Annotated in this window: 12 protein-coding genes; 4 read left to right on the plus strand and 8 right to left on the minus strand. The window is 37.1% G+C overall.

What is annotated here, in order from left to right; genetic code table 11:
• Positions 1–105 precede the first annotated feature (105 nt).
• Positions 106–708, plus strand: a complete 603-nt coding sequence (locus IGI58_RS04325) for a hypothetical protein (RefSeq protein ID WP_429954346.1) — start codon at positions 106–108, stop codon at positions 706–708.
• 56 nt (positions 709–764) lie between these two features.
• Here the strand turns inward: IGI58_RS04325 and IGI58_RS04330 are convergent, their stop codons facing one another.
• The 3 genes from IGI58_RS04330 to IGI58_RS04340 form a co-directional block, all read right to left on the minus strand.
• On the minus strand, positions 765–2,054 hold the full coding sequence (locus tag IGI58_RS04330) for a hemolysin family protein (protein ID WP_429954345.1): 1,290 nt from the start codon (positions 2,052–2,054) through the stop codon (positions 765–767).
• Between the two features lie 114 nt (positions 2,055–2,168).
• Positions 2,169–4,115 (minus strand): KUP/HAK/KT family potassium transporter, encoded by a 1,947-nt coding sequence (locus IGI58_RS04335; protein WP_429955371.1) that lies wholly within the window; start codon positions 4,113–4,115, stop codon positions 2,169–2,171.
• A 1,085-nt stretch (positions 4,116–5,200) separates the two neighbouring features.
• A complete protein-coding gene (locus IGI58_RS04340) occupies positions 5,201–7,837 on the minus strand; it encodes a cation-translocating P-type ATPase (protein WP_429954344.1) in 2,637 nt (878 codons plus the stop codon).
• Between the two features lie 680 nt (positions 7,838–8,517).
• On the opposite strand from IGI58_RS04340, the gene IGI58_RS04345 reads away from it, so the two are divergent.
• On the plus strand, positions 8,518–8,772 hold the full coding sequence (locus IGI58_RS04345) for a helix-turn-helix transcriptional regulator (protein ID WP_086329112.1): 255 nt from the start codon (positions 8,518–8,520) through the stop codon (positions 8,770–8,772).
• A gap of 19 nt (positions 8,773–8,791) precedes the next feature.
• On the plus strand, positions 8,792–9,124 hold the full coding sequence (locus tag IGI58_RS04350) for a hypothetical protein (protein ID WP_429954343.1): 333 nt from the start codon (positions 8,792–8,794) through the stop codon (positions 9,122–9,124).
• Between the two features lie 40 nt (positions 9,125–9,164).
• Here IGI58_RS04350 and IGI58_RS04355 read toward each other — a convergent pair whose 3' ends face one another.
• Both IGI58_RS04355 and lanM read right to left on the minus strand, forming a co-directional pair.
• Entirely contained in the window at positions 9,165–9,338 is a 174-nt protein-coding gene (locus tag IGI58_RS04355) for a hypothetical protein (RefSeq protein ID WP_188634503.1), read from the minus strand.
• Positions 9,339–9,418: 80 nt separating this feature from the next.
• Complete coding sequence (gene lanM / locus IGI58_RS04360; protein ID WP_429954342.1) at positions 9,419–12,310, minus strand: type 2 lanthipeptide synthetase LanM; 2,892 nt, start codon at positions 12,308–12,310, stop codon at positions 9,419–9,421.
• A 360-nt stretch (positions 12,311–12,670) separates the two neighbouring features.
• Between lanM and spxA the strand changes: the two genes are divergently transcribed.
• Positions 12,671–13,069 (plus strand): transcriptional regulator SpxA, encoded by a 399-nt coding sequence (gene spxA, locus IGI58_RS04365; RefSeq protein WP_087641539.1) that lies wholly within the window; start codon positions 12,671–12,673, stop codon positions 13,067–13,069.
• A gap of 76 nt (positions 13,070–13,145) precedes the next feature.
• Here spxA and queA read toward each other — a convergent pair whose 3' ends face one another.
• The 3 genes from queA to IGI58_RS04380 all read right to left on the minus strand — a co-directional run bounded on the left by queA (position 13,146) and on the right by IGI58_RS04380 (position 17,126).
• Positions 13,146–14,177 (minus strand): tRNA preQ1(34) S-adenosylmethionine ribosyltransferase-isomerase QueA, encoded by a 1,032-nt coding sequence (gene queA, locus IGI58_RS04370; protein ID WP_087640886.1) that lies wholly within the window; start codon positions 14,175–14,177, stop codon positions 13,146–13,148.
• Positions 14,178–14,953: 776 nt separating this feature from the next.
• Positions 14,954–15,466, minus strand: coding sequence for a hypothetical protein (locus IGI58_RS04375; protein WP_429954341.1), 513 nt, complete (start codon positions 15,464–15,466; stop codon positions 14,954–14,956).
• A gap of 115 nt (positions 15,467–15,581) precedes the next feature.
• The gene (locus IGI58_RS04380; protein ID WP_242585552.1) at positions 15,582–17,126 is read right to left on the minus strand and encodes a DUF4097 family beta strand repeat-containing protein; all 1,545 of its coding nucleotides are present in this window, start codon (positions 17,124–17,126) and stop codon (positions 15,582–15,584) included.
• Positions 17,127–17,128: the final 2 nt, after the last annotated feature.

Genomic DNA, 17,128 nt, shown 5'->3' on the forward strand with positions numbered 1-17,128 from the left:
TTACCTATACTCGATACAATAAATATAACAGTCTTTTTTATTACAATTGTATTGCAAAAACATTTCTTTAAAGTTACAATAGATATATCAAAAGGAGGTTACACAATGAAAAAATCAACATTACTTATGGCAACTCTACTATTAATAACGTTAAGCGCGTGCGGTGGGAAAAAGGAGAGCAAATCTGAACAACCAAAAACATCTACTCAAGTAGTGACAACGGATACTAAAGCCAAAACAGATGCTACAACAAAAACAGATGCTACAGTAACAATCGAGACTACCGACACAGTAGATGTGACTCCATCATCGGTTAACGAAGAAACCAACACTGAAACAAGCACTACTGCTGAAACTACTCCTAAAGATCCGCAAACGATTTACAATGCACTAATGGGCGAATGGCGTTCAACTGAAAATGACGCTAACGGGATACAATGGTCCGCTTCATTTTCAGGTGAAACTGCAAGCATAGCACCAATGTCAGGTGTAGGAGGTGCTTTTTCTATTAAATTAGCAGCTTTAAATTGGGACGAACAAAATCAAAGCCTACTCATCACAAATGAAGTGTATGACGCAGAAGGAAATCACGTTCCTGATAATGACTTCACATTGACTGTTCATGACATCGATTTAGAGAATTTCTCCCAAATGTCTGTTTCAGGCTCTTTCTTCGGTCCCTCTGATTTGACTTATCATAGAGCTTAATAGTTTAACAAAAAGAGTGAGACAAACGTCAAACAACAGTTTGTCTCACTCTTATTTTATTTTGTTACTTTAAAATAATCAATATGTGCATGCTCATAATCCATGACTTCAAAAGTAAATTCATTAAATACGAATCGATCCCCAACTGTAATTTGAGTATTTTTTTGTTCAACAATAAATCCTGCTAAGGTCGACATTTCAGACGTTTCAAATTCTGGTATTTTAACTTTGAAATAACGCTCAAAATCGTCCAGCGTGATTTTTCCTGAGATGATATACGTATTCTCTGACTCTTTTGCGATCAGAGCCGTTTCCAAATCCGTTTCATCACGAATATCTCCAACAAGTTCTTCTAAAATATCTTCGATCGTGACCATTCCAGTAGTTCCGCCATATTCATCTTTTAAAATCGCGATATGTTTTCCCTCTTTACGCATCATTGTCAACAAGGTTTTGATAGGTGTTGTCGCTAGAGCTACGATCGGTTCTTCGACTAGATCACAGACTTTTCTTTCTCCATCTACAAAAGATTCTCTGATCAATGTCGGCAAGGTAACATAGCCCAGTACCTGGTCTTTTGACTCTTCGATCACAGGATATCTTGTGTGTCCTCGTTTTAAAGAATGCTGTATCGCTTGTGTGACCGTTTCATCCGCCTCAAAAACTTCCATCGATGTCCGATCGACTTGAATTTCTTTTGCGAGGGTATCATCAAATTCAAAGACATTCTCCATATAATGATACTCTTCCTTTGTGAGCTCACCTTTTTTATAAGAATCGACTGCCACAAAAAGTAATTCCTCTTGAGTCAAGGTTTCTTCACCTTCTGAAACTAGTTTGATCCCTAATAATTTTCCTAATCCAGCTGCCGAATGATTTAACAGCCAAATAAATGGATACATGATTTTATAAAAATAATGCAGCGGTTTAACTATAGCTAAAACAACTTTTTCTGTTTGCGCAATGCTATAACTTTTAGGTAATAACTCACCTACTACAACATCAACATAAGTAACCAATGCAAAACCTAAAATAATAGAAACCGTTCTGCTCAATGCTGCACTGATCGGTAAGTTGCCGATCAAAGGATGTAGTAAAGCAGCTACAGAGCCTTCACCGACCCAACCAATGATCAATCCAGTCAAAGTGATCCCTAACTGACTTGCCGATAAATAAGCATCTAAATGATGTGTGACGTGGATCGCCAGTTCAGCATTTTTGACCCCATCTTTTTTTAATTGTTCCAATCTAGACATTCGAATCTTCACTAGAGCAAATTCACTTGCTACAAAAAAAGCAGTAACAGCGATCATTAAAAATAAAATAAAAAAATTAATTGCAAGCATTTCCTACACCTCGTTTTTCTTCTCTGTGCTCATTATACTTGTCTAATCCAAATTGTGCGAATAAGAGCAATCAAAAAAACTTCAGCCCGATCAACGGACTAAAGCTTTTTGACGTTATAACACAGGTTTTCTTTCTCTTAATCGTGTTTTACGTGTATCACCAATGATCAATGGTACAGACTCATATTTCACTTCACTATATTCCAGACCAAACCAGTTTTCCGGAGTGGTCGTCCATTTTTTGATTGCCAGCTTCAATTGCATGATTTGACGATCCCATTTTTTTAACTCAGTAACTTTTGAAAGCTCTTCCCGAATAATGATAAATTGGAAATCCCCTACCTCACGACCAGGAGTCAAGGAATATCTTTGTGGCTGTTTTGGTAAACGCCCGTCTTTCATCAAATCATGAACGATTTGGCGAATATAGATATTTACTTCTTGAGCCACATGGAAGCCTAGATACAATTGAACCTGAACGATAAAATCAGTTCCCATCATATCAACAGAATATTCTTTCGTAAAAGGATCGTCCGTTACTTCAACATTGACAAACCAATAAACATTTGCCCGTTTCGGCTGTTTATCTAAAATCGAATAAATAATTGGTCGGCCAATTTCTTCACCGATCAAATCAGGAGTCATGAAGACCACATTTGTTTGAGATTTTGGTACAGAAGTATCCTCTTTCAACATCCGCAATTGCTCCACATATTGCTTCAAAGGCACTGTATCTGATGTTTTCTCTTTGATGATATTGCCCCATTCCCAAATCGTCATCACACTAAGGATCAAAAGGGCGATCCCCACAGCAACGTAACCACCATGGAAGAATTTTGCAATACTCGACACAAAGAAAATCGATTCAATACTGCCGAAGAATAAAGTAATAAGATAAGCAATTCCGCGCGGTGCACCTTTTTGAAGAAGGTAGAACATAAGCAAAATAGTTGTCATCAGCATCGTTACTGTGATCGAAAGTCCATATGCGGCTTCCATATGTGTAGATGTTCTAAATGTTATTACGATCAATGAACAAATCAGCCATAACAGTGTATTCACAGCCGGAATATACATTTGACCGATATTCGCACCAGGATAAATGATTTTTAATCTTGGTAATAATTTTAATTTGATCGCTTCTGATACTAAAGTAAACGAACCTGAAATCAGAGCCTGTGAAGCAATGACTGCTGCGATCGTAGCAAACACAACTCCAAACAGCATCATGCTATTTGGCATCATTTGGAAAAATGGGTTCAAGTTTTCAATCGCTAAAATCGATGGATCATTTTTAGCACTTAAAATCCACGCAGCCTGACCTAAATAATTTAGTACTAAACAGACTTTGATGTACGGCCAGCTTGCACGTATATTATATTTTCCTACGTGACCTAAATCAGAGTACAATGCTTCTGCACCAGTTGTTGCAAGAAAGACATTCCCTAAAACAAAAATCCCCAGCTTATTTTCAGGGCTCATTAAAAGATGGATCGCATAATAGGGATTCAACGCCCGCAATACCGTCCAATCTTGTCCAAAATTGATCAGACCCATGATACCTAAAAAAGTAAACCAAGCAAACATGATTGGTCCAAATGCTTTACCAACAGCATCTGTCCCAAAGCGCTGCACTGAAAACAGCACAAGGATGATCACTAACGTAATGATCACAATAATATTTTGATCATTTCCGAAACGCTCGAAAAATATCGGAATACCACGTAATCCTTCTATTGCAGTCGTCACAGTCACAGCTGGAGTCAGGACACCATCTGCTAAAAGCGCAGCTCCTCCGATCATCGCCGGAATGATCAGATACTTCCCTTTTTTACGCACAAGCGTATATAAAGAAAAGATCCCTCCTTCACCATGGTTATCCGCATTCAAAGCAATCACAACATATTTGATCGTTGTTAAAATCGTCAGTGTCCAAAAAATCAATGACACCGCTCCAATAATAAAGTTCTCTGACACATTTTGAAGACCGCCATTATCTCCAACGATTGCTTTCATTACATAAAGCGGACTAGTTCCGATATCGCCATAAACGACCCCCATAGCCACTAAAAGACCAGCAGCGGTCAATTTCTGATGATGCGAAAACTTAGACTTCTCTCCCACAAGATTCTCCTCCTAAAATTAAAAGCTGAAAGAGCTCATTCAGTCTCGACTGAAAAATAGGGAATATTGAACGTGGTGCTTTTTACCACGAGCAATAGTCATCTTTTTTCCGAGAGACTAGCTCTTGAAGCTAGATGATGCAAAAGCTGAAAGAGCTCATTCAGTCTCGATCGAAAAATAGGGAATATTGGACGTGGTGCTTTTTGCCACGAGCAATAGTCATCTTTTTTCCGAGAGACTAGCTCTTGAAGCTAGATGATGCAAAAGCCGAAAGAGCTCATTCAGTCTCGACCGAAAAATAGGGACTATTGAACGTGGTGCTTTTTACCACAAGCAATAGTCATCTTTTTCCCGAGAGACTAGCTCTTGAAGCTAGATGATGCAAAAGCTGAAAGAGCTCATTCAGTCTCGACCGAAAAATAGGGACTATTGAACGTGGTGCTTTTTGCCACGAGCAATAGTCATCTTTTTTCCGAGAGACTAGCTCTTGAAGCTAGATGATGCAAAAGCTGTACAAGCTCGATCTGTCCCAAACGAAAAATAGGAAAATCTGAAAGTGATGTTTTTTATCACTGGCAGTTTTTATCTTTTTCCGAGGGAATAGCCTGTAAATCACAACGATACATCTTTCCAACCACTTTTTTTCAGATGTTTGTTCCCTTAAAAAGCAAAACAAGAGACCTAAGTGAAACGACACTTGGTCCTTACACTTAGGTCTCGCAATTTCATTCCTAGACCAGTGTTATTCACACTAGCTGTTGATCTAAGAACATAGTAAACTATGTCGCTACTCCCCTAAGATTTTTATTTGGTCAGCCAAATAAAAATAGTGGTTTTAATTTTTTATTTAATTAACAAAATCAATAAAAAAATAACTGATTTTGATAACAACTATAATACTCTCACACTATTTTAGCAAGTCTTTTTATATAAATATTTTTTATTCGTTTTTTCTACAAAAAAAGACCTAGAATATTGCCTTTGCTAAAGACAGTATTCCAAGCCATTTTATCCTCTTTTTTTTATTCTTCCTCTTCGTCTGAAGAATAATGGAATTTAATCATTTCATTCACAAAAATCGGCACGATAGAAAGACCAAAGACCAACAGCCAATGATTCATACCAATCGGCACTAAACCAAATAACTCTTGTGTAAATGGCAACAATGCGATCACTGTGGTAATAATCACAGCTAATACTGCCATTTCAAATAATGATTTGTTCGTTGCAAGTTTTACTCTAAAGATCGATTGAGTACTTCTGACATTGAATACATGTAAAATCGATGAGTAAGCTAAGATCAAGAAAGCCACCGTTTGGCCTACTTCATGGCTTGCATCAAAGAAATATGATACGGAATCAACATTTGCCCCTAAATAAAAACCAAAGAGTGTGATCACGGTGAAAACAAAGGCATTGATTCCGATTTTTTGCCATAAACCGCGCGCAAAAATCCCTTCATTTCTCGGAATTGGTGCTTCATCCATGATGCCAGCTTCAGCAGGTTCTTTCCCTAAAGCAAAACCTGGCAAGCCATCTGCAACTACGTTGACAAATAGTAGTTGTACCGCTGTGAACGGTGCACCCCAACCTAAAAGCATAGCAATCAATACAATAAAAATCTCTGAAATATTACAGCTCAGCAGAAAATTTACTGCTTTGCGGATATTTCTGTAAACTGCACGTCCTTGGGCTACTGCATCAACAATCGTAGCAAAGTTATCATCCGTTAAAATCATATCTGCTGCGCCTTGGGCTACGTCCGTTCCAGTGATCCCCATCGCACAACCAACATCGCTGGCCTTTAAAGCAGGGGCATCATTGACACCGTCTCCTGTCATTGCGACTACAGCTCCTGTCCGCTGCCATGATTTTACGATTCTAATCTTGTCTTCTGGTGTTACCCGTGCATAAACAGAAAGTGATTTTACTCGTTGATCCAGTTCTTCGTCAGACATTTGTTGTAACTCTGAACCAGTCAACGCTTCACTTTTGTCTTGTAAAATACCTAATTCTTTTGCAATTGCGCCAGCAGTCACCACGTGATCTCCTGTGATCATTACTGTTTTGATCCCCGCTTTTTTAGCTCTGGCAATTGCGCCTTTACTTTCAGGTCTCGGCGGATCGATCATCCCGATCAATCCTAATAGCCTTAAATTCTTCTCTAAGGCTTCAGAAGTAATTTCAGTAGGTTCTTCATCATATATCGCGTAACCAACAGCAATCACTCGTAAAGCCCTTTTTCCGAAACGATCATTAACTACAGCGGCCTGATCCAAATCACCAAAACGAAAACGGGTCAATAAGACATCAAAGGCTCCTTTGGTAACAGAAATATATTTTTTCCCCATTTTATGAACCGTCGTCATCATTTTGCGCTCTGAATCAAATGGAATTTCGCCAATTCTTGGGTATTTTTCTTCTAACTCAGCTTTTGTATGGTAGTTTTCTTCGACTGCACGCACAATTGCCGCCTCTGTTGGATTTCCTTGAATGACTAAATCGTCACCCTCTTTGTCCACGATCACATCCGTACAAAGAGCAGCCATTTTTAACACTTCCATCGCTTCATCTGTCATTGCGTCTTCTGTATCCGTCACTTCATCTCCACGAGACCAGACACGTCTGACACGCATTTTATTTTGGGTAAGCGTCCCTGTCTTATCCGAACAAATGACATTAGCGGTCCCGAGTGTTTCAACTGCTGGTAAACGGCGAATAATCGCATGTTTTTTCGCCATTTTCTGCACGCCAAAAGCCAGCGTCAATGTAACGATGACCATCAACGTTTCAGGTACAGCTGCGACTGCCAATGAAACAGCCGTCATAAACATTTCTAATAATGGTTCCCCTTGTAACTGTCCAATAATAAAAACAATCGCCGCGGCTCCTAGTGCAATCAGGCTGATTCGTTTTCCTAATTGATTTAAACGCTTTTGCAATGGTGTTTGTTGTGTCACATCGTCATTCAACAGACCCGCGATCTTACCCATTTCAGTTTGCATCCCTGTTGCTGTAACCACTGCTCTGCCTCGACCATTTGCAACTGTGCATCCTTTGAAGACCATGTTCAACTGATCTCCAAGTGGTGCATCCTTTTCTATTATGTATTCTGAATCTTTCTCGATCGGCTCACTTTCACCTGTCAGCGCTGATTCTTCCACTCTTAGTTGAGCCGTTTGAATCAAACGGGCATCTGCAGTGATCATCGCTCCTGATTCTAAAACAAGTATATCTCCTACGACAACAGCTTCTGCATCAATCGTTTCCACTTTGCCGTCACGTAAAACCGCACTACTTTGTTTATTCATGTTTTGAAGAGCTGCCAGTGATTTTTCTGCATTTCCTTCTTGAACGATCGCTAGTACTGCATTAATGATCACGATCGCAATAATCAGGATTCCCTCAAAGTAATCACCATGCTCAGTTGCGATCGCTGTATAAAACGAGATAGCTGCTGCAACTAACAAGATAATTGTTGTAAAATCTGATAAACTGTGGAAAAACTTTTTTAAAACGGAATCTTTCTTTGTTTCCTGAAACTTATTTGCGCCGTGTTCAGCTAATCGCTTTTTTACTTCTTGTTCCGTTAAACCTTGCTCTCTATTTGTATTTACCTCTTTAATAATTGTTTCGATAGGTTGTTTATATGCTTCCATCCTATCCCCCCATTCTTATTTTTTCCTTCTATTAATATAGTGGCTATATTCACTATAACATGTTTTTTTTTCAGACTTCAATAAATATGGGTAATTTTTCATTTTTCTTTCTAGCTTCCGCTACTATTTGACTAAATAATTTATAAAAAAAGAAGCTTTTTCGTTGAAAACGCTTACTTTTTATGTTACTATAATTATAGAAGGAAGGAGGACATATCAGTAGTATTGAAGAATTTCTCGAAGCGTGAAATGAGTAAACACAAAATTGTTAGCAGAGCACGATTCACCTTTCAACACCTATATGTGTAAAGTAAAAAATCATAAAAACATCTTTACAAATAGTGAATATGCATAAAAACACTGAAGATTCAGTCCCATTTAAAGAAAAGAATGCATAGAAAGATAGTTTGATTAAAAAAATATTTTTAAGAAATGTAGAAAATGTAATGAAGACAACATTTGGTTTATGAACAAGAAATTCAACTAATTACTTTGCATGTATAACTAGAAGTAAAAAAAATATAAATCAATACACTGATTCCTTCCGGAAACGAAAGCCAAGCTAGTCGAGAAGCTTGGCTTTTTTCTTTGCAAGATATTTGTAAGTGAAAGTAAGATATGGTATAGTGACTATGCGCTTTTTATTTGATACATAAATTAGACTATTGGAGGGATTTGCATTGCCAAAAAAGAAGAACTCATCCTTTGAGAGTTCCATTCACGTCTACAGAGCTATGAAACGCATGACCCAACAGGAACTTGCTGATAAAGTAGGAGTATCTAGACAAACTATCATTCAACTAGAAAGAAATAGGTACAATCCTTCCCTTTTATTGGCTCATGACATAGCAGATGTTTTTGAAGTGCCGATTGAACAGATCTTCACTTTCAAAAAATTAACAGACGACGAGCAAACAAGCGAAGAAACCGATTAACGGAAGGAAAGGATAAATTATGATCGAATCACTTAAATCTTTTTTTGATAACTTGCCTGTAAATCATTGGTCTAGCCTAGTAGTTGTTGTATTGTCTATTGTATTCATCGTGTACTCAGTTTACTTTTTCTTTAGCAAAGAAGGAAAAGATGAACGTGGAAAGAAAATTATTTCAACTGCAAGCTTTATTTCTTTCATTGTCACTTTGGTAATACTTTTCTCATTAAGCAACCTATTTTACGAAGTTGCATCATACAATGAACTAGCTTACTCATGGATTTTAAACTTTGCAGTACTAATTATATCTAGTGCCGAAGCAATTGGCATTATGATCTTGAAAAAGACAATCTAAAAAAGCTAACTAACGTTAGCTTTTTTTTCTTTACTAAATTTTATGGCCAACAAATTAGTCTTGACCAACCACCAACAGTATTTGCAACAATTGTTTCAGAGCGATCAATTGTATCTTCAGAATTTTTACTTCTTTCAAATGAAGCTCCAACAACCGCATCCACTTTTTTCGTATCTTTTGCTGTTTCCATTTTTTCAATAGATAATTTTCTCATGATATTTTTTCTCCCCCTTATCTTAATAATTTGATTATAAGATGTTCCACTAAATAAGTAAAGTTCTTTTTTCAGATTGTTTATTGGATAAATAATACTGACGGAACTTCATGTACGTTAAATATTCGCAATAATTGGTACCCAATTCCAGCTAAGCCACCAAATAGACTGATTGGATAACTTTCAGTATCAGTCTTCAAGTTGAAGCTCTTTTTGTTTAATAGCAAATTATTATCTGTATAATCTTCGACATTCCCAGCTGCTCCATGACACAAGCAATCATTTTGGAATGGTAGTCTCTTCATTTTTTCTATAGGAAAATCGATCTGAAGCATCTCACAAACATGCCTTATCCCTAATGAACCACGACACCATGAATCATTTTTTATATCCTCTATCGCTAATTTTTCTGTAAATTTTTCTTTATACCATAAAAGAATAGTTTCTGCTTTTTTATCTTGTAATACTCGACTTGCCTGATACACACCATACAAAACTCCAGCATATCCATGAGCAAAACTATTATCTGTCATTTCCTGACACGTCATTGAGTCCATATATTTTGCAAGCACTTGTTTAGCTAACGGGAGCTTCAGTGTTTGATAAATCGCTGCCAATACCGCAAGCAAACTACTTCTTCCATATATCCACTCACTTTGTTGATCATTTTGCGAATTTGAATTAAGTAGCAACACTTCCAGGCTGTCCTCTAAATATTGTCGATATTTTTCATCGCCAAGCAATCTATAGGCGTAAAAAGCTACGGTAAGACGCATTCCTTCAGAGAAAAAGGCGCTCTCATAAACTTCTTCAGTATCCTCAGAATCAAAAATCTCTTTTTCCAGCAAATCGATCACACATTGATACATTTTTTTAGGAACATAGTGATTAAGGTAAACAAAAAATAAATAGATGCCGCCGCTCCCCTCATAAAGATCTTTCCCTGGATAGGAAACGACTACGTCATGATCATCAGGGGGCAAAATAGATAACCAGTCTATCGTTTGCCTTTTTGTATCTATGGCAAATTGCTCAATTATTTTATCTCCAATATCTGCGGCTCTTTTTAGTAATGGCTCTTGAACAGCTGGATTCTTCTCTGGAATCTCAATTTTCTGTAAATCATATTCCAGCATCTCAAGACTTTCTTTCAATAAAAGATAGGAAAACTGGCTGGTTGTTTTGGTGATTTGTTCCATATGGGCCACAGTCTCTTCCAAAGGAGAATATTTTAGCATCTGTCGAAATTCTTGGCCATTTGCGTAAATACTCGTCGAAGAAGTATTCGCTGTGAAAAAAGGAATATCGTGCACTAACAATGACTCGACCTCAGTAGAAATAAGTGCTTTCGGCACGACCTTACTAGCCCAGACATTTTCGATCACCTTTTCTCGTTCGATGTAGTTGGACATACAATCTGTATGCAGCGTAAAATTCAATAAATTCCCATAATCCTGAGTATCTCTGTAAATCAGACGAATTTGTACCCCTGAAAAAAGTTCCTTAACTTTTTTTATGAAAACGGCTTTATTCTTAAGCAAAAGTGTGTTCATCTCTTTAAACGCCGACAGGATAACCTTCCGGTACTTATGATAATCCACTTCAATGCCATTTAGAGCTGGAATATTTTTAGCTGCTGGCATGTAGGCTTCTTCTAAATGGAACGCAATTTCACTTGAATACTCTTCTTTTAATCGACTGACTTTTTGAGGTAATTTTTGCTTCGTGCCTGATAATGCATCAAGTTCTACTTCCCGCTTCCACTGCTTTCTTTGTGGGATCAAGCCTGTTACAAGCACTGAGTTTTTTTCTATTCTTAATTGCCGAGTGTTTTTCTTTGTATGAAGTATCTCCGGACGAATTAGCGTTTCTACATCGATTAAAACTGGCTGATTTCCGTGTGCGATCACGTTTTCCATATGCAGATCCGTTGCACCTAACCAGTAAGTCAATGCCAATAATCTGCCGTACTGTTGATAAAACTCAACAACCTCATTTTCCTTTGTACATTCTTTATAACTGACCTTTTCCTCGATTGTAAAATCAGGCTGGACTAAACGCTGGACCTTGTAAAATGACGCTGTTTTGTCTATTTCTTCCACATAGGTCAACAGCTCATTAAACCGTTCACCGATCTTTAATTCTTTGAACTTAAATACTAAAGGAACGTCTCCTAATCGAAACTGGATCACTGTTTTTCCTCGTTCATGGCTATCCCCTTGCCCCACTAAAACTTCTGTCAATTTAAAGGGGGAGTCCACCTGAAAAAGTTTAATTAGCTGTTCTGCCGAATGGCTCAAAGAAGCAAGAAAAGTTTCAATCACCTCACAGGCAAATGTCAATCTGACAGCTAGAAGTCGAGCCAAGGTCGGATATTCTGCAAAAAACAAAAAAGTTCGTTCTTTATCCCCAAGAAATTCTTTAATATAGCTGACAAATTCCGCTTCTTTCGATTCTCCCTTTAGTTGATATTCCTCTATCATTTGATGAACATCCCATGCAAGCGTTTTTTGAGAAATAAAAAAGAATTCTTTTCTCAACTGGTCAACTAAATCACTGATCACTTCCTCTGTTATATGGATTTCTGAATATTTCTCAGTCAAGGTACGAATATGTTTTTCGTAAAAAGCTAAATGGAAACGTAACGCAGCACTTAAATTTAGTTCCTTAAGCGGGATTTCATCTGTAAATAACTGTTGATGCAATCGGAACCACTGACTCTTTTCGATTTCTGGTAGCAATTGTTTCGCCCGTTCTTCAGTAAAGGGGAGAAAAGCTCTACTAAACAGATGCTCATCGTAGGAATATTGCTTGAGCATTGTATTAAAATCAGCTGGTGTTAACAAGCTTTTCCTTCCCTGCCATTTCTTTAAGAACTGTTTTTCTTCTTCGCCATCTATCTTCAAATCTTTCCAGCATTGAATTCTTTCCGAAATCGTCGTCGCATAACTATACGTTATCTCTTCAATCATTTTTTTCTCTCCTTGATCGTATCATACCTTAATAATAATAAAAAAATAGTTAAAATACTATGCTAATTTTATTTTATCGAAGAGCTTGTTACTTTATTTCGAGTCAAATGGAACATTCTCTCCCGTTTTTCCCTCTCCTATCCTCAGTTTTAAAGATAACAGAATAAAAGTCCAAGATAACTTGTTAAAGCAACTGATTCCTATAAAAAATAACACTAAAATCAAGATATTTATTTATTTCTCTCTTTTGATAGAAATAATCAGCCATTTCGCAAGCATTTATTTTGTGAATTTTGTACTTTTAGTATATTATAGTTGTTAAGAGGTATGTACCAATATTTTCGAAAGGATATGAAATTTATGTTAAAACTCTATACGACAAATAGTTGCACATCATGTAGAAAAGCGAGAAAATGGCTGATCGACCATGAGATTCCATTTGAAGAAAAAAACTTTGGCACTACACCTATTACCTTAGATGAACTTAAAAATATATTAATTCTTACAGAAGAAGGAACTGAAGATATTATTTCGATTCGTTCCAAAATCTTCCAAAAATTAGCGATAGATATCAATGAATTACCTTTACACGAACTTTTAGAGCTAGTCAAAGATAATCCAGGTCTTTTACGTCGTCCAATCATGATCGATGAAAAAAGACTGCAAATTGGATTCAATGAAGATGAAATTCGTTGCTTCCTACCGAGATCCGTTCGTAAAAGAGAATTATCTCAAACATTACTACTAAGCGGCTTATAACTATTACTACCTCGAATACAAAAAAACTCATCAACTGCTTTCCTTAAAAGAACAAGCAGTCGATGAGTTTTTTATATTATTTCACGAACATTGCATCTCCAAAACTAAAGAAGCGATAGCGTTCATTTATAGCATGATGATAAGCAGCTAATGTCAAATCACGTCCAGCAAACGCACTGACCAGCATTACTAATGTGGACTTCGGTAAATGGAAGTTCGTTGAAAAAGCTTGAACGATCTTAAACTCATAACCTGGTGTGATAAAAATATCTGTCCAGCCACTGTCTGCTTTGATCTGTCCATCAAATTTTGTACCGATCGTTTCTAGCGTACGAATAGAGGTCGTTCCAACTGCAATAATTTTTCCACCCTGTTGCCGAACCTCATTCAACTGTTCTGCAGCCGTTTCTGTCAACCGATAAAATTCGCTGTGCATTTCATGTTCAGCGATATTTTCTACATTGACAGGACGAAATGTTCCTAGACCAACATGCAAGGTCAAATAGACTAGCTTTACACCCTTTGCCTGTATCTTCTGAAGTAATTCTTGTGTGAAGTGTAAACCAGCCGTAGGTGCAGCGGCAGAGCCGTTCTCTTTTGCATACACTGTTTGATATCGTTCTGGATCTTCTAAGCGTTCTTTGATATACGGCGGTAGAGGCATCTCTCCTAAGGATTCCAAAATCTCTAGGAAAATCCCATCATAAGTAAAATCAACGATTCGTCCGCCATGCTCCAGCTCTTCAACAACGGTCGCTTTCAAACGTCCATCACCAAAATGAATCTCAGTGCCTTTTTTAGCTCTTTTGGCGGGTTTGATCAATGTTTCCCAAGTATCTCCTTCTGTATTCGTTAAAAGAAGTACTTCTAAATGTCCGCCTGTATCAGGTTTTTCTCCATATAAACGTGCAGGCAGCACGCGTGTATCATTCATAACTAAAGCATCACCGGCATTCAATTCGTCAATGATGTCATGAAAATGTTTATCTTCTATTTCTTTTGTTTCACGGTTCAAAACTAAAAGTCGTGAGCTTGTCCGATCTTTCAGCGGTGTTTGAGCAATCAGTTCTTCTGGTAAATCAAAATCAAAATCTTCTGTACTAAGCATATTTGTCACTCTTTCTACTTGATTTGTCTTGGCTATTCTAACATTTTTTACTCTATCTGGCTATGAAGAAAGCAGCACACATAACAAAAACAGTAAGACTAGCTTTTCAGTACAGATGATCAAGTCTAACTTCTGCTCAGTAAACAAATGAAAATATGGACAGCTATAACCCCAGATGAGCTAAAAGTGATTCTACGACAATTCTCTTTTATTCATCTAAAAATGGCTATCCCTGTCCATATCATTGAATGATCAAAGATCAGTTGAATCGGATCGAACATTACCACCTAAACGTTGATCATCCGATTCAGGATATTCTTGATCCTTCATGAAAGTGTAAAATCAAGAACAGCTGATTACTTTAGGACTGTCGGCTTCAATCCTAAAGCATCCATCCTACAGATTTTACACTTTCCAGATAGAAACAAACGAAAAAAGGTGTTGGCAAACTACACCAACACCATTGCATGTTCAGTAAATAAGCATCACACAGCCACCTAGCTCTATATGAAGAAAATCCTAGATATTTTCCTCAAAATTGAGTAAAATGGAGAGTGTTGATGTTATACATCAACACGGGCAACTTGATTGGTCAGCCTTTTCTGACTTCTCAGGGCTTCATAAATCAGCGCCAACTGATTTATGAAGTGCCTTTTTTATTTTATTCGTTTCTATCTACTACTCATTTTAAAGAAAAACAATTTCATAGTCAACAAACTGTCAGAATAATTTCTATTTATTTCATTTTTTTCATTACCTTTATAATTTTTACCAACTTAAAAAGTGGATGTATCAAGAGAATCACAATAAGACCAAATGGACTCCTCAGATGGATCTGTTTTGCTCTGCTTTTTCATTTTTTTAAGTTCTGTTCCACTTTGCTTTTCTGTCTTTGTCTCATCGATCAAAAATCCCCAATGGTTCTTTTTCTTCGCCTGAATGATATCTGTGTAATCGATCATATTTCTTTTCAGCCATTTTTTACGATTTGTCTCATAGCCAAATTCAGTATGGAAAATTTCATCCTTCAGCAACACATATTTGGCCGAAGAATCCATTCCTGCTGCCATGCGATAAAGCAGGTCTGCTTCTTCAAAACATTGCTCTTCATTATAGATATCGCCTAAATGAACAAGCGCATTGAAACAATCATTGAATCGAATACCGCCATGTTTCATACTTCCTTCAATAACCAATTTAAAAAAATAGACTGCTTGCTTATAATCTTTAGCTTCCATAGCTTGTTCCCCATACTTAAACCACTTTTTGATTTTTCCTTTATTAAACATATGCTCTCCTTATGATACTCGTCTTTTTGCTTTATACATTAGAAAGTGGAATTAGACTAGACTCAATCTAACTCCACTTTCCCTATGTGTATATAAATAGTTATATTTCTTAGAGTTACTCTACTTTTTTCAAAATCTTGACATCACCAGTCTTTGACTGGACATCAATACTATATTTGCCAGAAGGTACTTTTGAAAAATCATTTTTTATTTCCCCTGTTCCTGTGCTCGCTGTGACTTTCACTGCTTGAGCAGGATCTTGAAGCCACTTAATAAAGCCGGAATGACTGGATACTTTGGCGTTTACTTTACTATCTTGAATCGAAATGATCGGTCCAGAAATATTTTCTATTTCTAGCTCTCCTTTATTCTCCTCTGAAACGATTTTGCCTTTTTCATTGCTCATCAGTAGATCACCTTTTGTTCTCTTAACAATGACCTGTCCATCTGTAGCCGTTGCTTTTAGTTTCTTTGTCTCAGTATCTTCCAAAATCATTCGACCCGAATGGTTGTTCAATACGATATTATCTGAGCGTAAGAATTTCAAAATAGACAGTCCACTGTTGCCGTCGATCGTCAAATCACCCAGCATTCCCGTAATAACAGTCTTTCCAGAGTCACTTTTCACCGCTAGATTCATTGCAGATTCTTCAATGATCACATCTCCAAAATCACTTTTCACATGACCTTCATCCGCGATAATATTCTTAGCATAGACATCTCCTGAAGTTAAATCCAAATCAAAATTTTTCGTCTGAATGTCCAGTAAGCGTAAATCTCCTTGACTTAGACCTAAGTGAAAATCATCGAGAATCGTTCCCTTTGGGATAAAAAACATCACTTCTGAACGCCCTGTTTTAGTAAATGTATCAAAGATATTCTCTTCATCAAGTGTCAAATCGACCTTGTTCTTATAAGAACCTTTTTCGATCTTTTGAATATCGCTTTCTTTAAATCTTCCCTTAACCATCAAACTTGGCTTTTCCGTGCTAGAAACCTCCACAGTTGTGATTTCGACATCTGCATCTGAATCAAAACTGAATGAAGCATTTTTACTAGAAGAAAGTTCGATCTCCTTATAATACTGTCTACCTGTATACATCAAACGATCTGTGAGAGAAAATACCAACAATACCCCTAGACCTAATACTAACGCTGCTGTAGAGAAGATATTTATCAACTTTTTCTTTTCAATGAACCAGCTCTTTACTACTTGAAGGATCAATGCTGCTGTTAAAAAACAAAGAACCAACGGAATACCAGCAAGATTTTTTTCTTCAAGCAGTTCTTTGATTATATAGATGAGAAAAAAAGAAAATTCTGCCACTAACAAAAGTAATATCAATGGTTTTAACACTTTAATCACCGTCTTTAATAACTTTTGCATTCTCTTTTTCTGTGTTTGAATAAAAACATCTTGAATCTCTTCCCGAGGAACAACAGATGTTTTCGCATTGATTGCAGCATCTAAACTTAGATCTGCGTAATAATCAGCCGCAATTTCCTGCGGTGAAGCAAGTCTAGCTACAACTTCGGCTTCTGTTTGTCCATCTTCCAAACACACAGCCAACTGCTCCAGTAGATCTTCTTTCAACTCATTGAATTCTTCTATATCTTCTTCAGCAAAAGCAGCTTTTAGCTGGTCTAAATATTCCTCCATCG

It is taken from the genome of Enterococcus sp. AZ020 (genome assembly GCF_050499205.1).
In the GTDB taxonomy this organism is placed as follows: domain Bacteria; phylum Bacillota; class Bacilli; order Lactobacillales; family Enterococcaceae; genus Enterococcus_L; species Enterococcus_L dunnyi.